The 18,693-nt window shown below is 58.0% G+C and carries 20 protein-coding genes and 1 tRNA gene; 3 read left to right on the forward strand and 18 right to left on the reverse strand.

The window, feature by feature from the left end:
* Positions 1-30 precede the first annotated feature (30 nt).
* The gene (locus tag E4J93_RS04395) at positions 31-1,314 is read right to left on the reverse strand and encodes a glycosyltransferase (protein WP_147588261.1); all 1,284 of its coding nucleotides are present in this window, start codon (positions 1,312-1,314) and stop codon (positions 31-33) included.
* Positions 1,315-1,414: 100 nt separating this feature from the next.
* On the opposite strand from E4J93_RS04395, the gene E4J93_RS04400 reads away from it, so the two are divergent.
* Positions 1,415-2,350 (forward strand): NAD(P)/FAD-dependent oxidoreductase, encoded by a 936-nt coding sequence (locus E4J93_RS04400; RefSeq protein ID WP_147588262.1) that lies wholly within the window; start codon positions 1,415-1,417, stop codon positions 2,348-2,350.
* Between the two features lie 170 nt (positions 2,351-2,520).
* On the opposite strand, the gene E4J93_RS04405 is transcribed toward E4J93_RS04400, so the two are convergent.
* Positions 2,521-3,390, reverse strand: a complete 870-nt coding sequence (locus tag E4J93_RS04405; RefSeq protein WP_147588263.1) for a DegV family protein — start codon at positions 3,388-3,390, stop codon at positions 2,521-2,523.
* Positions 3,391-3,539: 149 nt separating this feature from the next.
* Between E4J93_RS04405 and E4J93_RS04410 the strand changes: the two genes are divergently transcribed.
* Positions 3,540-4,151 (forward strand): DUF1836 domain-containing protein, encoded by a 612-nt coding sequence (locus tag E4J93_RS04410; RefSeq protein ID WP_255431916.1) that lies wholly within the window; start codon positions 3,540-3,542, stop codon positions 4,149-4,151.
* A 70-nt stretch (positions 4,152-4,221) separates the two neighbouring features.
* Here E4J93_RS04410 and E4J93_RS04415 read toward each other — a convergent pair whose 3' ends face one another.
* The 4 genes from E4J93_RS04415 to E4J93_RS04430 form a co-directional block, all read right to left on the reverse strand.
* Positions 4,222-4,755 (reverse strand): adenine phosphoribosyltransferase, encoded by a 534-nt coding sequence (locus E4J93_RS04415; RefSeq protein WP_147588264.1) that lies wholly within the window; start codon positions 4,753-4,755, stop codon positions 4,222-4,224.
* Between the two features lie 32 nt (positions 4,756-4,787).
* Positions 4,788-5,651 (reverse strand): MerR family transcriptional regulator, encoded by an 864-nt coding sequence (locus E4J93_RS04420; RefSeq protein WP_147588265.1) that lies wholly within the window; start codon positions 5,649-5,651, stop codon positions 4,788-4,790.
* A gap of 1 nt (position 5,652) precedes the next feature.
* Complete coding sequence (locus E4J93_RS04425; RefSeq protein ID WP_255431917.1) at positions 5,653-6,087, reverse strand: FHA domain-containing protein; 435 nt, start codon at positions 6,085-6,087, stop codon at positions 5,653-5,655.
* 73 nt (positions 6,088-6,160) lie between these two features.
* Positions 6,161-6,874, reverse strand: a complete 714-nt coding sequence (locus tag E4J93_RS04430; RefSeq protein WP_147588266.1) for a CDP-alcohol phosphatidyltransferase family protein — start codon at positions 6,872-6,874, stop codon at positions 6,161-6,163.
* Positions 6,875-7,117: 243 nt separating this feature from the next.
* Between E4J93_RS04430 and E4J93_RS04435 the strand changes: the two genes are divergently transcribed.
* Positions 7,118-7,194 (forward strand) — tRNA-Pro (locus E4J93_RS04435).
* Positions 7,195-7,299: 105 nt separating this feature from the next.
* Here E4J93_RS04435 and coaBC read toward each other — a convergent pair.
* The 12 genes from coaBC to cmk are packed head-to-tail and all read right to left on the reverse strand — an operon-like array spanning position 7,300 to position 18,685.
* Positions 7,300-8,502: a bifunctional phosphopantothenoylcysteine decarboxylase/phosphopantothenate--cysteine ligase CoaBC gene (gene coaBC / locus E4J93_RS04440; protein WP_147588267.1), complete on the reverse strand. Its 1,203-nt coding sequence runs from the start codon at positions 8,500-8,502 to the stop codon at positions 7,300-7,302.
* Between the two features lie 2 nt (positions 8,503-8,504).
* Positions 8,505-9,218 carry a zinc ribbon domain-containing protein gene (locus tag E4J93_RS04445; protein ID WP_147588268.1) on the reverse strand — a complete coding sequence of 238 codons (714 nt, stop codon included), beginning with the start codon at positions 9,216-9,218 and terminating at the stop codon, positions 8,505-8,507.
* On the reverse strand, positions 9,215-10,021 hold the full coding sequence (locus E4J93_RS04450) for a Nif3-like dinuclear metal center hexameric protein (protein WP_147588269.1): 807 nt from the start codon (positions 10,019-10,021) through the stop codon (positions 9,215-9,217). Before E4J93_RS04450 ends, E4J93_RS04445 begins: the two co-directional genes overlap by 4 nt.
* Positions 10,022-10,029: 8 nt before the next feature.
* Entirely contained in the window at positions 10,030-11,205 is a 1,176-nt protein-coding gene (locus tag E4J93_RS04455; protein WP_147588270.1) for a cysteine desulfurase family protein, read from the reverse strand.
* A 2-nt stretch (positions 11,206-11,207) separates the two neighbouring features.
* Positions 11,208-11,888, reverse strand: coding sequence for a ribulose-phosphate 3-epimerase (gene rpe / locus E4J93_RS04460; protein WP_147588271.1), 681 nt, complete (start codon positions 11,886-11,888; stop codon positions 11,208-11,210).
* Positions 11,889-11,901: 13 nt separating this feature from the next.
* Positions 11,902-12,909 (reverse strand): NAD(P)H-dependent glycerol-3-phosphate dehydrogenase, encoded by a 1,008-nt coding sequence (locus E4J93_RS04465; protein WP_147588272.1) that lies wholly within the window; start codon positions 12,907-12,909, stop codon positions 11,902-11,904.
* A complete protein-coding gene (plsY, locus tag E4J93_RS04470) occupies positions 12,909-13,601 on the reverse strand; it encodes a glycerol-3-phosphate 1-O-acyltransferase PlsY (protein ID WP_147588273.1) in 693 nt (230 codons plus the stop codon). Before plsY ends, E4J93_RS04465 begins: the two co-directional genes overlap by 1 nt.
* Before the next feature lie 6 nt (positions 13,602-13,607).
* Positions 13,608-14,945, reverse strand: a complete 1,338-nt coding sequence (der, locus tag E4J93_RS04475) for a ribosome biogenesis GTPase Der (RefSeq protein ID WP_147588274.1) — start codon at positions 14,943-14,945, stop codon at positions 13,608-13,610.
* Between the two features lie 35 nt (positions 14,946-14,980).
* Positions 14,981-16,390: a DUF512 domain-containing protein gene (locus tag E4J93_RS04480; protein WP_147588275.1), complete on the reverse strand. Its 1,410-nt coding sequence runs from the start codon at positions 16,388-16,390 to the stop codon at positions 14,981-14,983.
* Between the two features lie 2 nt (positions 16,391-16,392).
* Positions 16,393-17,277: a 4-hydroxy-3-methylbut-2-enyl diphosphate reductase gene (ispH, locus tag E4J93_RS04485; protein ID WP_147588276.1), complete on the reverse strand. Its 885-nt coding sequence runs from the start codon at positions 17,275-17,277 to the stop codon at positions 16,393-16,395.
* A gap of 2 nt (positions 17,278-17,279) precedes the next feature.
* The gene (locus E4J93_RS04490; RefSeq protein ID WP_147588277.1) at positions 17,280-18,005 is read right to left on the reverse strand and encodes a 1-acyl-sn-glycerol-3-phosphate acyltransferase; all 726 of its coding nucleotides are present in this window, start codon (positions 18,003-18,005) and stop codon (positions 17,280-17,282) included.
* Positions 18,005-18,685 carry a (d)CMP kinase gene (gene cmk / locus E4J93_RS04495; protein ID WP_147588278.1) on the reverse strand — a complete coding sequence of 227 codons (681 nt, stop codon included), beginning with the start codon at positions 18,683-18,685 and terminating at the stop codon, positions 18,005-18,007. Before cmk ends, E4J93_RS04490 begins: the two co-directional genes overlap by 1 nt.
* Between the last annotated feature and the right edge of the window lie 8 nt (positions 18,686-18,693).

An 18,693-nucleotide genomic window follows, 5' to 3' on the forward strand; every position in this document is an offset into this window, starting at 1 on the left:
CACATTCGTGCCGGGCGATACTGCTTACCCCTAGCGAACGTGCGCTGGTTTATGTCCAACATAGAATGCGAACAGGTAGCGATCGCGCTCGCGGGGAACGCCGACAAGTTCCATGGAAGCTGTAACGATGTCATCGGCTGCGTTGGGCCGGCGGATGGAGCGAGCGTTTACCAGGAGCGCATCGAGTATCTCCGGATGATCGTGGACGCGATCAAGGGCATCAACGAGTTCTCGAGCAGTTGTAACATGCAGGCTTGCGCCATAGGAAGAAAGCATGGTTGTGTTGGCTTTTTCTTGGCCATACGACTTGCCAACGAGAATCATGGGCAACTCCGCACATAGGCACTCGGTTACTGTTAGACCGCCCGATTTCAAGATCGCAACATTACTCGCCCTCATTAACGCTGCCATGTCATCAACATAGTCAAGCACTGTGGCGTTATCAAGCTTCATGCCGTTGAATATCGCCTTGAGATTACGGGAATACTCCTCGTCTTTTCCCGGTAGGAAGACAAAGTGCATATGATGAAAACGGCGGAGATAGGGGAGTGTTTGCTCGATTGCGGCTCGAAACCGTACGTATGGCTGGGGCAAGCTGGCGCCGGCAAGAACAAGTGCGATGCTTTTATCTTCGGGCAGATTGAATCTTCGAAGTACGTCTGAAGTATTGAAATCGGGGTCATCAAATCCACCGCGCACAGGAATGCCGGTGATCAGGATTCGACTTTCATCAACCTTGCGTGGCCGAAGGGTTTCTGCCATAAACTCGCTGGCGACACAGAATAGATCCGTTTCTTTATGGGGCCAGAGTCCTTCAATTTCGTAATCTGTGGGAACGCACACAAGTGGAAAGTCAATTCCAGTAATCATGCGAGCTCCTACAGCTACATTTGCCGCAGTGATATGCGTGCAGATAACGGCAAGAGGCTTCTTCTCACGAATATAATCGTTAAAGCGTGGGAACATCACACGGGACCAAATGGAACCGCCGCCCCAGAGCAGTCGCCCCGTAAGCGTGTATCGCCAGGTTATATCGTAGATGGGTCTGGATGCGCCCGTAAATGCCGCTGCTGTTTTATTGCCGTCAAATTTAATGCGACCAAAGTCGAGGATATCCAGAACTTCGACTTCAATATCATTAGGTACCCTATGAACACCACGAAGACGTTCGAATGCGTCGGCGATCGCATTCGCAGCTGCACGATGTCCTGAGCCGACTGATGCATGGACAATGGTGACAACCGGACGTTTCGACACCTCCGGCGTACTAGAAGAATTGGCTAGCTCAGTCACCGTACGATCGGATTCGCTCATGATCACCCCTCAATCCTCGCTTTTCGATATTCTACGCCGAAGATGTGATGAGAGTGTTTCACTTGGGGTACCAGACATAAAGAACGATTGGAGGAATACCATGGATAACACCATGCTTTATGATGTCGCCATCATCGGCGGCGGTCCTGCCGGCTATACCGCAGGTATATACGCATCACGTGCAAGCTTGAACACGGTCGTAATCGAACAAGGTATGCCGGGAGGCCAGATAGCTACTTCGGATATGGTTGAAAACTACCCTGCTATCCCCGTGATCTCGGGAGCCGAACTTGGTCAGAAGTTTCAAGAGCACGCTGAATCTGCGGGCGTAGCAACTCATTATGAGATGGTAGAAAAACTCTACAAGCTTGATGACGGCTCATTTGCTCTTCATTGCGGCGATAAGCAGATTCTCGCACGCACTGTGATCGTGACTACGGGAGCGGTGCCTCGTCCTGCCGGCTTTGAGGGTGAAGAAACGTATCGAGGACGCGGCGTTTCGTATTGCGCTACATGCGACGGCATGTTTTACCGAGGCAAAGATGTGTTCGTTGTCGGCGGTGGCAATTCTGCCGTTGAAGAGGGTCTGTATCTGGCGAAGATCGCCAATTCGGTGACGATGGTCGTCCGACGTGATGAGTTTCGAGCCGAGCGCGGGCTTGTTGCCAGGCTTGCAAGTCAGGAAAATGTTTCGATTCGATTCAACACGTCGATTGCCGCTGTTGATGGAGGCACGTTGTTGTCTAGCATTACATTTCGAGACAATACCACCGAAGAACGCTATACCGAGTCATACCCCATGGGATCATTCGGAATCTTTGTTTTCGCAGGCAATAATCCCGTAATTGATCTTGTGGAGCCGTATGTTGATCTTGGTCCAGATGGTGGCGTCTTGACGGATGAACTTATGGCAACGAGAACACCTGGGCTGTTTTGCGCTGGCGACATGCGCTCGAAACCGCTTCGCCAAATCGTCACTGCAGCCGCAGATGGAGCTATTGCCGCCCATGCGGCAAACGCCTATCTCCAGTACTAGCTTCATGCGAGGGTCGCATAGCGTGGCAGATCGCTCTTTCTGGCGTACGTTAATTTCGTGATAATATATCTTATGTTAAGTTGCTGTGCTGTAAAGCATCCCGCCCGGTCTAGCGTGCCAAAGACCGGGCGGGTTTTATGTTGGAATACAATAAGATCACTTTGGCCCGACTATGCCCACTCGTAGCCTATCAATAACCCAGATTCTTCGGCATAGTACGAACAGAGGCCGCCACACGATTCGATGTGGACAGTTGCCATGGGCCATCGTTGCAGAATAGCCTCTTTGATGCCCAAAGCTCCATCGGCGTTATCCCTGTGATCGATAGAGACGCTGCCGCCCGAAAAACCATTGGAAGCCATGGTGTCTACAATCTTGTTAATCGTTTTCTTTTCTCCACGCGTGGAGCCGATTAGCTTGATTGTTCCTTCCGATGATGCTGTGCCAAGGATTCGAATATTGAGCTTTGATGCGATGGATCCAACACCACGAGGCATCCTACCGCTTTTTACGAGGTTTTCGTATCTGCTAAGCGAATAAAGAACCTGAGACGACTCCTCAGCATGATCGATGAAAGCGACAACATCCTCAAATGCATGCGGTTGTTTCAGATAGGCATCGAGTAAGCGAACTAGGACCTCGAGTTTACCGCCTGCGGCGCGCGAGTTTAGGATATAGATATTCTTGCCGGCAATGCTTCCCGCGTGTTCACGAACGTATTCATCCATAATCATGGTGCGAGCCATCTGCGCGGCCTCGTAGCTACCGGACAAGCTAGCAGAGATGGTAATCGCAATTATGTTATCAGCGCTTCGGAAGATCTCGGCCCACTCTCCAATGCTCGGACAAGAGCTCGAAGTGGCAGTGTCCTCGGCAGCGATCGCCATGGTAAGCTCGGCAACATCGAGCTGGGCGTCATCAACGAACTCGCGATCCCCTACATGCACCTTTAACGGTGCCAATCGGAATGAAGTTTCAGGAGCGGTGGGTACAAACGATCGAAGGTTGCAGCTCGAATCTGCGGCGATACACCAAGACATGAGGACACCTCTTACCTGTAAGGCTCATGATTGCTTTGGAAAACTATACGTAGTATACAGAACTAGATGGAACAGTTCTATACTCTATGTATAATTGTTTGTGTTAGAACAAGATGCCATGTGGCAGCTACTCATGACAGGTAAGCAGCATGGAACAAAAACCCATTATCCCCATGTCCGACCATTCCGAAGCCATTAGGCTCGAAGAAATCCGTCCCACGATTCTTCCGGATGCCTTTCTTGCTAGCAAGGACGTGCATACCGCGCTTCAATTCGACATGCCGTTCTATCGGGATCTTCCCGATATGCCGCTTTACCGAGAGCAGGTCATTAGCTACATCGAGCGCGTGCTCTCCCCTCTTGGATTGCCTTCGAGCGGACCTTGGGTAACTCCGTCGATGATCAACAATTATGTGAAACTCGGTCTTGTTGCCGCGCCGGTTAAAAAACAGTACGACCGCACCCATATCGCGCGGCTTCTCGTTATCTGCCTATTTAAGCAAGTGCTCTCAATCGCAGCGATTCAGCAGCTCTTCCAAATTCAATTGATGACCTATCCTGATGAAATCGCATACGACTACACAGCTTGCGAGGTAACCGAGGCGATTCGCTGTGCTTTCAGCAATCCCCCACGCGCTTCGGCCGACACCGCACAGCAAGTAACACGAGAGTCGTTGCTGGTTCGGACTGCCGCCCATGCGTTTGCCTCAAAGACGTTCCTTATGCGCTATCTAAGCTTTAGCGGGCTTCCTACCGAATAATATCGAGCTGCTACCATTCAAAAAAACGCCCGGCTCATTTGCGAGCTAGGCGCTTTTAGCAACTTTAAAACTAGTGGACCTTCACGAGGCTGAAAAGCTCCTGATCGCCCGCTTCTGCCAGCGCGGCACGAGGATTGAGGAACTCAAGCTCTAGAATGCAGGCATAGCCCACAAGCTCGGCTCCAACCTCGGAAATCAACTTGCCCGTGGCGGCGGCGGTGCCGCCGGTGGCGATTAGGTCATCGACGATGAGCACCTTGTCACCCGGTTGAATCGCATCGGCGTGAATTTCAAGCGAATCGGTGCCGTACTCGAGTTCATAGCTGACCGAGTAGGTTTCTCGAGGCAATTTACCCGGCTTACGCGCAGGGATAAAGCCGGCCCCAAGCTCCATGGCAACGGGAACGCCAACGATGAACCCGCGCGCCTCGGGGCCAACGATCTTCGTGACGCCCGCATCACGGAAATGGTCGGCTATCGCCAGAATCGTATGACGAAGCCCCTCTGGATCCGCGAAAAGCGGCGTGATGTCCTTAAACACAACACCCGGTTCGGGATAATCGGGAATGTCCGTAATCAGCGAAGCGTAGTCAAACTCGCTCATACACAACTCCTTGTAAGCTTGTCAGCCAGCGGCTACTTGCGAATGATATGCGATGATTGCTTAGCTCGAGGGGATGTATCGAGCGGAAGAATCTTCGCGTGGTCAGATGCGCGAGAATCGTCATCCTTTGCCTTGCGAGCTTTCGACAATTCTTCGTCGATGCTGTCGACGTCGGCATCCTCAACGATTGCATTGAGGGACTCGAATACCCTGTTCTTTAGAAGGGCCGTACGCACTCCATCGGTCAGGTCGTGCAGCTTGTTGAATGCACGCTCGAGCTTTGCCTCGCGGTCTTCATCGGAGTCATCCATGCCGAGCATGCCGATAAGGACTTGTTCGAACATAGTCGACTCTCGATTGGCAGCGGACACATACTGCCGCAAGTTTCGCGGTTCGATATGGAATCGCGAAAGCTCAGCGCAGTGGCGAATGATGTCGAAATCGCGACCATCGACCAGTTCCCTATTCTGAGGGCTCCGGATAATGCGAATCAAGTCATTGTCGGCGAGCGAGCGAACAAATGAGATTTCGACTCCGAGCAAATCCGGCATATCCTCGATAGGATGCAGTTTCTGCTTGGTTTCCTTCGGCTGTGCCTTCATGGGTACGTCCGACAGCAATCCAACTTCAAAAGCAAGTGTAGAGAGATCGGTGGCGCTATCAAGTTTCTGCTTGATAACGTTTAACGGCATATAACGCGTCTTTTGAAGATGAAGAATAACCTCAAGCCGATCGACGTCCTCCTTAGAGTACTGACGATAGCCCTTTGGCGTACGATGCGGCGTGATAAGCCCTTCGTCTTCCAGAAACCGGATTTTTGAGTTCGAAAGATCTGGATATGCTCCGCGAAGTAAATTGACAACCTGTCCGATGCTCAGATAGCTGCGCTCGGCCAAGCTACTCACCAGTCTCGATAAGAACGGGGGCGCTTTCATGATAGATAAGCGTAAACGTGCCAATCTGGACAGAGGAGCCATCATGAAGGGGCGCGGAGTTTACGATGGCTCCATCGACCCAGGTACCGTTTAGGGACCCGAGGTCTTCGATAAGGGCTCCGGATCCGTTGTAAACGATCTTAGCGTGGCTGCGAGAGACGGTCATATCGTTCAGGAAAATGCTGTTTGCAGGATCGCGGCCGATGGTGGTTTCCACGGGCTCGAGCTCGAACATGTTGCCCGACTGGGGTCCCTTGATGATGGAGAGCACGGGCTTGGTGATGGTCCTGCTCCTCATGAGATCAGGCGAGGTGGCATCGTCGAGCGGCATGCGGAACACACGGGTGGAATCGGCAGAGGAATTGGTGCTCGATTCATTGGTAAACATATGAGACATAAAGCCACTCCTGCAATAGAAAACGGATACTCTCTAGTGTACCTCAGGAGAGTGCCGGAGAACCTGTTTGATTCTATTCGTCAGAATCAATAATCTCCGGATTGAGGTAGTCATCCTCCTCATCTTCAGGATGTTCAAGGGCCTGCTTCATAGCCATGGCGCCCTTAGCCGTATAGATGGCGCCAGTTGCCACGGAGAAGACGACCCCCAGGTAGACGAAATAGATACCGAGCGGCGCCGCAGCACCGTTAAGGCCGGGGAACGCCGTCCAGCTAGCGGGAAGTATCCCGATCCCGTCCACGACGGGCAATCCGAGGAGCATAAGCGAAAACCCGCTCATGAGAAGCGCGGTGGCCGCCTTGCCTGAAAAGACGACATCGATGGGTCGTTTGTGGTATCGACGAACAACAAGATTGCCAAGGCCAAGATAGATATCTCGGCCGATGAGAACGACGCAGATCCAAAACGGAAGCTCGCCTCGAGCCACGAGGCCCACGACGCCGGTGAAAAGCAGAGCGCGATCAACGATGGGGTCCATCATCTTTCCCAGCCAGCTTACCGTTTTAGTCATTCGTGCAATCTGCCCGTCCAGCCAATCCGTGGACGCAGCGATCGCATAGATGGCGAGAGCGACGTAACGGTTGTAGTCAGTGACGAACAGATACAGGAATACAAACGTAAGAATTAGGCGGAGGAAGGTAATGAAATTCGAAATGGTAAAGATCTTATTGGATGGATAATCGGAGGTTCCGATGAGCTCCTTTTTGATCTTCTTCCTCAGTCCCACGATAGGATCCTAACTGCTCTAGAAAATATACGTAAGTCATCATACCCATTTGAGGGGATTGCCATCCAGAGTGTGCCCAGGACTTCAAAAAAAGAGAATGGCCCCTTTCGCATCGATCCAACGCAACTGTTCGCGAATGCACGCCTTTAAAACTTGCCGAAAACTTTTTTAAAAAAGTCCTTGCATCGATCGAGTCATATGAGTATATTATTCCTTGCTGCAAGACACGCAGCACAAACGCTTCGGGACGTGGCGCAGTTTGGTAGCGCACTTGACTGGGGGTCAAGGGGTCGCTGGTTCGAATCCAGTCGTCCCGACCAGAAGCTTACAGGCCGGTTCTTATGAACCGGCCTTTTTTGTATATATGCCGACCGTTAATAACAGGGCGCCCTCGTGCTTATGCCTGCACGAGGGCGCCCTGTTTGCTACGGAAGAAGCTTCGCAGCCCGTTGGATAATGGCGTAGCCGAGGTCCTCCTTGCGCGCGAGCGGAAGCTCCTCGTCTCCATCAGCTGTAATCCACCAGACCTTATCGGTGTCGGCTCCAAACGTCGAATGGGGTTGCGATACGTCGTTGGCGACGATCGCATCGCATTTCTTCGCGACGAGCTTGGAGCGGGCATGGTCGAGCAGGTCGTTGGTCTCGGCGGCAAAGCCTACGACGACGCGCTCCCCCTTTTTAGCCGTCATGGCTGCAAGTATGTCCTTCGTTTCAACCAGCTCGATGGCATCAAGGTGCTCATAGGCCTTCTTGAGCTTGTGCGAGGCCGTGTGGGCGGGGGTGTAGTCCGCGACGGCGGCGGCGCAGATCAGCAGGTCCGCGCCAGTGAAAAGGCTGTCGACCGCATCGTACATCTCGGCAGCCGTGCCCACATCGATACGTTCGACGCCGCTAGGTGCAGCCAACGACGAGGGGCCCGATACAAGGGTGACGGAAGCGCCGAGGTCTCGGGCGGCGCGGGCAAGGGCGTATCCGAATTTACCGGAAGAGCGGTTACCGATGAAGCGAACCGGGTCGATTGGTTCTTGCGTTCCGGCCGCCGTGATCAGGACGCTGCGGCCGGAAAGCAGGTTGGAACCACGAAGGAGCCGCAGGGCGGCATCAACGATACCATCGACCGGCGCCAGCTTGCCCGATCCGACATCACCGCATGCAAGCCTGCCGTCAACCGGTTCGATAACCCGGCAACCACGTCGCTTGATCGTCTCGATATTCTCTTGGGTAGCTGCCGCCTCCCACATACCGGTATTCATAGCGGGCGCGATGGCGATGGGGGCCTTGGTGGCCAAAAGGGTCGTACTCAGCAGATCGTCGGCAAGACCGTGCGCCATCTTCGCGATGATATTGGCGGTGGCTGGTGCGACAAGCACCAGATCGGCTTCCTGGGCAAGAGAGATATGGTGAATAGGGTCTTCAGGGTCGTCAAACAGGCCGCAAGCGACCTTTTCTCCAGTAAGCGCGCGGAATGTCGTGGGTCCAACGAACTGCATGGCGTGGTCCGTCATGAGGACCTTTACGCGAACACCCGCCTTCTGGAGAAGGCGGGTGATCTCGCAAGCCTTATAAGCCGCGATGCAGCCCGTGACGCACAACAGCACACATGGCTGATGCGAAGGCTGATGTGACATGATTACTCCACGACCGAACGAACGATGATGCGGTGGCAGTACGGGCACTCCCCTACCTCATCCATAGAGGCGAGCTCGTCCATAGACGATGGGGACAGCGCGGTGCGGCAGACACTTGGGACGGTGCCCTCGAGCTTCTCAACACCCAGCCCGCGGAAACGCTTCGATGCGGCCTCGTAACGCTCATAGAGAGCCCGGTCCATACCGTCCACGAGCGCCTGCCTACGTGCCTTGTTGACGGTTATATCATTTTGCAGGCCGGCGGCCTTCTCGCGCGCCATCCGCGTGTCGGAGATGACAGAGGCTTCGAATTTAGCGATATAGTCGCTCGCATAGGCTTCGGCATCGAGCACCTTGGTAAGGGCAGCGCGCTTCTCCTTACGCGTGAACTCGATCTTATCGAGACGCTTGGATATGCTGGAAAGCTGCACTTCGAGATCGCGAACGACATGGTAATTCGCAGGATCCGCCATCTCGGACTGAGCCTGGTCGACGGCAGCCATGCAGAAGGCCTCGTTTTCATCGAGCTCGGAAAGTTCGTTCTCGATATCCTTGCGCTGGGCAAGCAGCTTGGTGGCATCCTGCTTGAGCTTCTGGTATGCCTTGCGCTTTTTGGCGAGTTCGCGGATCTCGGGCATACTGTTGAGCTCGGTGGTTAAACGCTCAAGCTCCAGATCGAGTTCCTGTAGTTTCAATAACGTCGACCCGTCGGTCATGAGCGCTCTCCTTTTGTATAGGTCCACCATTGATGTGAGGTGCTTATTGTAGCCACATCGGCAGGTGCGATACCGCTCTCGTACACAGAATTTGCCAATATATCCACGAACGGTAGCTCGGACGCGTCATGACCGAGGAGTATGACGCATATACCGCGTTGGGCAAGGTCTTGACAGACGTGATAGCCTGCCTCGCCGCAAACAATGGCATCGGCGCCCGCGGCAATCGCTTGGACTCCGAAGTCGCCGAGCGAGCCGCCGAGTATCGCCAGCGTATGCACGCGACATGTGGGATCTCCCCAAACGCGCGGGGTGGTGTCGAAGGCATCGGCGCATCGAGCTGCAAGGTCTTCGACAGTGCATGCCGGCATATCGACGAGCGAACCCAGCCCTGGATTCATAGGCTGTTCGGGAAACTCGAGCGAGGAGCGGGCCGATGCGCCAAGCAGCTCCGGTAGCTTCGCGCGCACCTCAAGCGAACGGTCGAGATTCGTATGAAGCGAGATGATGCTGATGCCAAGCCGTATGGCAGTAAAGACCGCTCCCGATGAGCTCGGTGCATCGCGATGAGGCGGGCAAAAGGCACCGGGTGCTTTGATGTATACGGGATGATGCGTTACAAGCACGTTGCAGCCGCGTGCATGCGCTTCACGTAGAACCGCCTCGGTTACATCGAGGGCCACGGCGACGCGACGGACCTCATCTGAAGGGTCTCCAACAGATAATCCGACGTGATCCCAGGCTTCGGCGGTTGCAAGCGGGTAACGGTCCAGCAGCGACGCGAGTAGATCTTGAACCTTCATGGCGCTCCTTAAGCGATGATCTGCTCGAGGGCATCTGCGAATCGGTCAAGCGATGGCGCATCCACGCGATCGTCGAAGGAGATTCGAAGGGACCCCAGGGCTTCGTTCTTGGAGATGCCCATCGCCGTGAGCACATGGCTTGCATCCATAGATCCGCTCGAGCATGCCGAAGCGGCGGAAACGGCGAAGCCGGCGGCATCGAGCTTGAGAATCAGCTCCTCGGATTCGAAACCACGAACCATGATGGAGACGATACCGGGCAGACGTGGAACGGCGGCCGGATCTTCCATGGTGGGCTTGATGCGCTCGTGTGCGCACAGACGCTCGTAGAGCGCATCGGAGCAGTCGCGTACGAAAGCGGCATCCTTATCGATGCGATCGTGGAGCTCGCGCGCGGCTGCGGCAAAGCCAACGATGGCGCGAAGGTCCTGTGTGCCGGGGCGCAGACCTCCCTCCTGACCGCCGCCGTGCATCAGCGGCTGCACGGGCGTGCGGCTCTTGAGGTAGAGCGCGCCGATCCCCACGGGCCCGCCGACTTTATGACCTGCCACCGAAAGGGCATCGACCCCGAGGTCGCGCACGTCGAACGGCGTGTGCAGCCAGCCCTGGACAGCGTCGGCATGGAATCGCGCGCCATAGGCATGCGCCACGGACGCGAGTTCGCGAACGGGCTGGATGACACCCGTCTCGTTGTTGGCGAGCATGATGGATACCAGCGCGACATCGGACCCCATCAGCGCTTCGAGGGCCTCGTGCTCGACATAGCCGCGACGACACGGCGACACGAGGTCGACGGCAAAGCCCGCATTGCGCAGCAGCCCCACGTTATCGAGGATGGAATCGTGCTCGATTGCCGAGATGATTACGCGGTTGCGAGCATGGTCGCGCTGGCGAACGCCGGCGGCGATACCGTGTACGGCCAGGTGATTCGATTCCGTTCCGCCGCCGGTGAAGATGACTTCGGAAGCGCGCACCGAACGACCGAAGGTCGCCGCGACGGCACGCCTGCAGGCCTCGAGTTCCGTCTGGGCGGCGCGCCCAAGGGAATGCAGGGAGTTGGGATTGGCGCCGGCATACGCAGCGCGATCGTACGCTTCTTGGGCCCGTATGGCTTCGGGCCGCATGGGCGTTGATGCGGCGTAGTCGAGATCGACGAGGGCGGCGAGCGAATCGTTATCCAGCATGTTTAGCCACGCGCCGATGCAAGACCGCGAGTTCCGAGCTCGCGAATGACATCGATTTCGGATGCAGGGTCATCGGCGCCGAAAACCGCCGAGCCGGCAACTACCATGTTGGCACCGGCGGCGCAAACAGCTTCGACGTTCTTGCGGGACACGCCGCCGTCGACCTCGATGAGCGGAGAGACGCCGTGGCGCTCGCACAGTGCGCGCAGCTCGCGAATCTTGGCGAAGGTGCCCTCGATAAAGGACTGGCCGCCAAAACCGGGATTGACGCTCATGAGCAGCACCGCGTCGACGTCTTCGATGATGTTCTCGAGGAGGCTCACGGGGGTTGCCGGGTTGAGGACGACGCCGGCCTTCACGCCGCGCGACTGAATATGCTTGAGCGTGCCGTGCAGATGCGTAGAAGCCTCGAAGTGGATCGTGATAAGATCTGCGCCCGCATCGATATACCAATCGACGGTGTCATCGGGATTGGTAACCATCATATGAACGTCGAGCGGTACGTCGGTAGAGCGCTTGCATGCACCCACGATGCCGGCGCCGAACGTCAGGTTCTTCGTGAAATGGCCGTCCATCACATCGATATGAATATAGTCGGCGCCGGCGATCTTATCCAGATCGTCGGCGAGGTGCGCCATGTCGGCGGACAGGATAGACGGGGATACCAGAACGGAATCGTGCATGGTCGACACTCTCCTAATCGTCGATACCGTAGAACTCTTGCGTGGGGCAGCGGTCAGTGAGCAACTCCAGCGCCTCTGCGATAGTACCACCATGGAAGAGCGTGCGGTTGAGCACCGAGGTGAGCGGCACCTCGACCCCGAGGCGGTCCGCAAGCTCGGCGACGCTGATCGCGGCGGCTGCACCCTCGACGACCATATGGGAGCTATCCTGGTATTCATCGAGGCTCACGCCATGGGAGAACGCGACGCCGAAGCTGCGATTGCGGGAATGTTCGGACGTACAGGTGGCAACGAGGTCGCCCATACCCGCGAGCCCCATGCAGGTGATGGGATCGCCCCCGCGCGCGCTGACGACGCGGCTGATTTCGGCAAGGCCGCGCGTCATGATGAGGGCGAGGGTGTTGTCGCCGTATCCGGCGCCGGCGGAGATGCCGCAGACGATGGCGATAATGTTCTTCATGGCACCGCATGTCTCGACACCCACCATGTCGTGCGAGACATAGATGCGAAACGCCTGGGTGATAAGAAGGCGTTTAAAGAAATCGCTGATCGCGGGATCCTCGGAGGCGATGACGGCGGCGGAAAGTCCGCCGCGGCAGATCTCTTCGGCGTGATTGGGGCCGGAAAGGGCGGCGATACGCTCGGGATGGCCGATTTCATCGGCGATGACCTCGCTCATCAGCAACCCGGTGCCGGGCTCGACGCCCTTCGTAAGGCAGAGGACGGGCGTCGCGCTATCCATGAAATCGGCCGCATCGTGCGCAACGGAGCGAAGGTGGGCGGAAGGGACTGCAAACACGACGCCGTCTGCCCCCTTGAGCGCTTCTTGGATGCTCGCGGTCGCGGCAATGTTGGCAGGAAGCTCGTAGTCGGAGAGATAGCGCGGATTGCGACCATGCTCGTTGATCCCACGAGCGGTCTCGTCGCCATGGGCCCACATGACCACTGAGTCGGCATGCGCGGCGGCGAGGCCGGCGACGGCCGTGCCCCATGAACCGGAACCGATAAGGGCGATCTTCATCACTCATCATCCTTCGTGGTCACACGCTTGGTAAACGACAGTTTCGATTCCTTGCCCGCGCGCAGGCGTGCGATGTTGGCGCGATGGGCCCATACGACCGTCCAACCAAGGACGGCCCATAGGGCCAGGGCGGCGGGGCCCATGGAGGGAAACGTCACGAACATGGTAAGAGGAACGAGGCCGGCCGTGACGATCGAACCGAGTGAAACGAACTTGGTGAGCGCGACAAGCACGATGAAGATGCCGAGATGGACGAGCGCGAGCGGCCAGCAGTAGCCGAACAGGATGCCGACGCCCGTGGCGATACCCTTGCCGCCATGGAAGTGCAGGTACGGTGAGAAGATGTGCCCATAGAGACTTGCCAGTGCAACAAGCACGACAAGCCAGTCTCCCGAAGCACCCGGAACCAGCGACCATGCGGGCGCTCCGAGCCCGAGCACCGGGATGAGCCAGCGGGCGGCGACGACGCATACCGTACCCTTGAGTAGGTCGAAGAGCAGCGTGAGCGCAGCAACCTTCGGCCCCGCGACACGCAGGGCGTTCGTGGTGCCGATGTTGCCCGAACCGGCCTGCTGGATATCGACGTTCCCAAGGCATTTGCCCAAGATCTTGCCGAAGGGGATACCGCACAGGAAGTACGCGGCCACGCAGCAGACGGCCGTCACGATCAAGGCACGCGCGAAATCGTCCATCAACCCTTACGCCTCCTTGGCTTTCTGGTCCTTCTTGCGGAAACGCAGTCGAATCGGCGTCCCCTTGAAATCGAAGGCGGCGCGCATGCGGTTTTCCACATAGCGCTTGTACGTATCGTTAACCAAATCGGTATGGTTGACGAAGAACGTGAAGGTCGGCGGCTTGGAGCCCGTCTGGGTTACGTAGTGCATGCGCAGGCGACGCTTGCCATCGACCACGGTGTGTCCGAACTCGCGCATCTCGGTGAGCATCTGGTTGAGCTTCGACGTGGACACCTTGCTTGCACGAGCGGCTGCGGCGGCGTCGATGTGCTGCCAGATCTTCTCGACCGACCTGCCGGTGAGCGCCGAGATACGAAGGTAGCTGGCCCAGGGTGCAAGCGTCATGCGACGGTCAACCGTCTCCATCATGTGCTCGCGCTCGCGATCGGTGGTGAGGAGGTCCCACTTGTTGAGCAGGATCACCAGTGCGCAACCGCGCTCGATGGCGAGGTTGGCGACCTTCTGATCCTGTTCGGTCATGCCAACGGACGAGTCGATGACGAGCAGTGCGACATCGGCGCGGTCGATGGCGCGCAGGCCGCGAACCATCGAATAGTACTCGATGTTCTCGTAGACGGTGCTCTTCTTACGGATGCCCGCCGTGTCGACCATGCGGTAGCGGCGGCCGTTGCGTTCGACGATCGTATCGATGGCATCGCGCGTGGTGCCGGCGACGTTGGACACGATGGACCGATCGGATCCGATGATCTTGTTGAACAGGGAGGATTTACCGGCGTTGGGACGACCGATGATGGCGACCGAGATCATGTCGGGGTCGTCGTCCTCGGTCAGCTCCTCCTCATCGGGGAAAAGCGCGACGATATCGTCAAGCAGGTCGCCCGTGCCATGGCCGTGCAGCGCCGACACGGGGATAGGCTCGCCCACGCCCAGCGAGTAGAACTCCCAAAGGTTGTCGGCCTCGCGCTCGGGATTGTCGAGCTTGTTGACGAGGAGGAACACGGGGACCTTGACATGCTTGAGCATGCGCGCAACGCTCTCATCTTCCTCGGTGACGCCGGTGGTGCCGTCGGCCACGAACAGGATCGCGGAGGCCTCCTCGCAGGCGGCGAGCGCCTGGTCGCGAATGGAGCCCGAGAAGATATCCTCGCTTTTCAGCGGCTCGATACCGCCGGTGTCGACAAGCGTGAACTCGCGGCCGTTCCAATCGGCATCGTGGTAGCTGCGGTCGCGCGTAACGCCGCGGCTCTGATGGACGATGGCGTCGGCGGTCTGCGCGATGCGGTTCACCAACGTGGATTTACCGACATTCGGTCGGCCGACGATGGCGACGATAGGTTTCATATAGACGCTCCTCGATAAGAAGAATTACGATACGGCTAGAGCCCCAGGTCGCCCTCGATAAACGAGAGGAGCTCCTGAGGCGCGGTGGAAGAACAGAGCGCACGAGCCCCGCGCTCTTCCAGCAAAGTGAGCAGGTGCTCACGATGATACCCGTCCAGCGTGAGGCCGTCGGCGTTGAACATGACTTCGGGCAGAATGAGCATAACCCGTCCCAGGTCGGTCTCGAGCTGGTCGAGGATATCGCATGCGCAGATAAGCCCCGTAACGTTGACGTTGCCGCCGAAATAGTAGTTCTTGATGGCACGGGCCTCACCCGAGAGCTCGGGGGACTCGACGAAGCGCGCCACGGTGTCGCGCGCCGCCTCTCCCGAGATGACGACGAGCCGAAGACCGAGCGAGCGAAGCGCATCGCCCGTGCGACGAACGCGCGCGGCGTCGGCGAGAACGGCGTCGGTATCGTCCAGATAGGATCTGATCATGCCGATGCCATCATAAAACTGCGGGTAGCCGTCGTAGAAGTCGGCCTGAGGGGGATCGAGGCGCGCAGCGAGGTAGAACTCATCGGACATCTGGAACGTATGGCGACCGAAACGCTCGAACGCCCGCTCCTGAAACGGGCGAACCTGTTCAACCACCGCCCGTGCCGCACGCCAATCATCCGAATACGACGAGGCGAAGCGATCCTGGTGCTTGGTGAATCCGAGCGGCACGATCCCGAGGCTCGTGATAGACGGATGCGCTTCGCAATAGCGAAGCGTCCGATCGAGCTCGTCGCCATCATTGAGGCCCGGGCACAAGACGATCTGGGCGTGAATCTCGATTCCCGCATCCATCAAGCGCTCGAGCACCTCGATACCGCGCCCGGCATTGCGGCCGATAAGGCTGCGCCGCACGTCGGGCGACACGGCGTGGATAGAGACGTTCATGGGCGAGAGGAACTTGTCGATAACCTCCTCGACATCGCTGTCGCTCATATTGGTGAGCGTTACGAAGTTGCCCTGCAGAAACGAGAGTCGGTAATCGTCGTCGCGAATCGTGAGCGTATCGCGGCTCTCCTTGGGCAGCATCCGCATGAAGCAGAACACGCACGCGTTCACGCAGGTGCGCATCTCATCGAAGATGGCGTCGTTGAATGTAAGGCCCCAGTCCTCGCCGGGAAAACGCTCCAGCACGCAGGGCGTTGACGTGTCGTCGCTCGGATCGAACACCGTCAGCTCGACCTCGTCCTCGTCAGCCTCCCATAGCCAGACGATCATATCCGTGAGCGACTGGTCGTTCACGTGCGAAATGTACATACCCGGCTCGATGCCGGCATCGTATGCGGGCGAATCTGGGCGAACCGCCACAACGAGCGCGCCGCGAAACGCCTCGGCGGGTACGGTCCCGCGCCTCGCCCCGTAGTTCGCGGGAGTGGAGGCATAGGCGGGAACGGTCGGTTTCGTCATGCTCAGTCACGATTCCATTCAACAGAAGAGTCTGGATTACAGGCCACCAGGCGATCGATCACCTGGTGGATATGGGCAGGCGGCGTGGAGGCACCCGCGGTAAGGCCGATGTTGCGGACATCTTGGAACCAGATGGGATCGAGTTCGTCGGCATCCTCGACGTGGTAGGTGGAAGGACACTGGGCCGCGCAGATCTGAGCGAGGCGGCGCGTGTTGCCCGAGTTCTTGCCGCCGATAACGACCATGGCGTCGACGCTCGACGCGAGCCTCTCGGCGCTTTCCTGTCGCTCGTGCGTGGCCTTGCAGATCGTGTTGATAACGCGAACCTCGCCCACGCGAGCAACGAGCGAAGCCACGACCTGGCCCAGTCGCTCATCGGTTTGCGTGGTCTGCACCACAACGCCTACGCGCTTGCCAAGAACGATATCGTTCAGGTCATCGATTCCTGACACGACGACGGCGCCGTCGCCGGCATGGCCCAGGATGCCCTCGACCTCGGGGTGGCCGCTCTCCCCTACAACGATAACCTGATAGCCGTCGGCCGCGAGGCGGGCGGCAGCGTGATGAACCTTTTTGACGTACGGGCACGTGGCATCGATCACGTCGAGTCCGTGCTGCTTGGCCGATTCGATAGCCTGCGGTACGACCCCGTGGGCGCGAATGACGAGCGTCCCCGCTTCGGCCTCGTCCACGGAACCTGCCGTGCCGACGCCTGCAGCCGATAGCTCGGCAACGACGCGCGGATTATGGATGAGCGGACCCAGCGTGCAAACAGGCTGGCGCGCCGCGCTCGCAGCGTCGATGGTAAGCTTGAGGGCCCGCTCGACGCCGTAGCACACACCGGCGTGCTGGGCCACGCGAATGCGCACGACCTGAGATGACGCCATGGCTATCGCCTACCCGGATGCTCGCGACGAAGGTCGTCGCGAAGCGCGTACATACGGCGAACCGCCTCGTCCTCGATCCACTGCACGCGCTCCTTGCGCTTAAGCTCGACGGGGGCATCATCGAACGAAACCGGAGCCCCCGCTTTCATCCAGCAGGTAACGGGACGCATGAGCTTCTTGCCCTCCGGCGTGACGTCGCGAAAACCGCAGACGCCAACCGGCGCGATAGCGGCCTTGCCCATCTGCGCGATCAGTGCGAAGCCTCCGTGTACCTGGACCTCTTGATCGTCAGAGCGCACGCGCGTGCCCTCGGGGAAGATCAGGATATCCTCGCCGCGCTGCAAGGCGTGCTGCGCGCGACGCAGGCTCTTCATGTCGGCGGTGCCGCGCTCGACGGGAATGCCGCCGGTACGGGCGAACGCCCAGCGAACGAGTCCGTTGCCGTTGAACTCCGACTTGAAGATCGGGCGGACACGATGGCCCTTCGACCAAAGGTACGCTACGAGCGCGGGGACCTCGGCCATCGACGTGTGATTGCAGATGATCACGCGGCCGGTATCCCCGGAAGGCTGAAGATGGCCCTCGTCGGCCATCGTCCAGCGCCACATGATCTTGGTGAAAGCAAAGACGACCGCCAGGACGATCGCGTATAGCATGCGCACGCGCCGCGGAAAATCCGCCATATCTGACTCGTAGTACTCGTCGGGAGCACCTCCGAACACCTTCATTATTCTGCCTCCTCGTCGATGAGGCGCGAGATGGCTGCCACGACCTCCTCGATCGTGAAGGACGAGGAGTCAATATGCACAGCGTCGTCGGCCGGACGCAAAGGTGCCGTCTCGCGGGTCGAATCAAGGGCATCGCGCCGTTCGAGGTCGCGAAGGGTCTCATCTACCTCGGACTCGACCTGAGCTGCGGAAACGACTTCGCCCTCATGACGCTGCAGCACGCGACGGCGCGCGCGTTCGCGCGGGTCAGCGGTGAGAAAGACCTTAACCTGGGCGTTAGGGAAAACGACGGTACCGATATCACGTCCTTCGGCGACAACGTTGCGGCCTTCGGCGAAGCTGCGCTGAACAGGCAGCATGGCCTCGCGAACGCCAGGATATGCCGAGGCCTTCGAAACGACGCGGTCGATCTGCGGGGTGCGGATGGCCTCGCTGACATCGTCGCCATCAAGCGAGATGCGCGTCGCATCCCCGGAAGAGTCAAACGATATGCAAGCCGAACGAGCCTGCGCGCACACCGCCGCCTCATCTTCAAGGTCGATGCCGTCGCGAACACATGAAAGCGCGACGGTCCGATACAGGGCACCTGTATCAAGCTTCTCGAAGTCGAGTCGATGCGCGAGCTCGCGCGCGATAGTTGATTTACCCGAACCGGCGGGGCCGTCGATAGCAACGATCATGGGTGATG

The sequence above is a fragment of the Collinsella sp. BA40 genome, assembly GCF_008014645.1.
GTDB lineage: Bacteria > Actinomycetota > Coriobacteriia > Coriobacteriales > Coriobacteriaceae > Collinsella.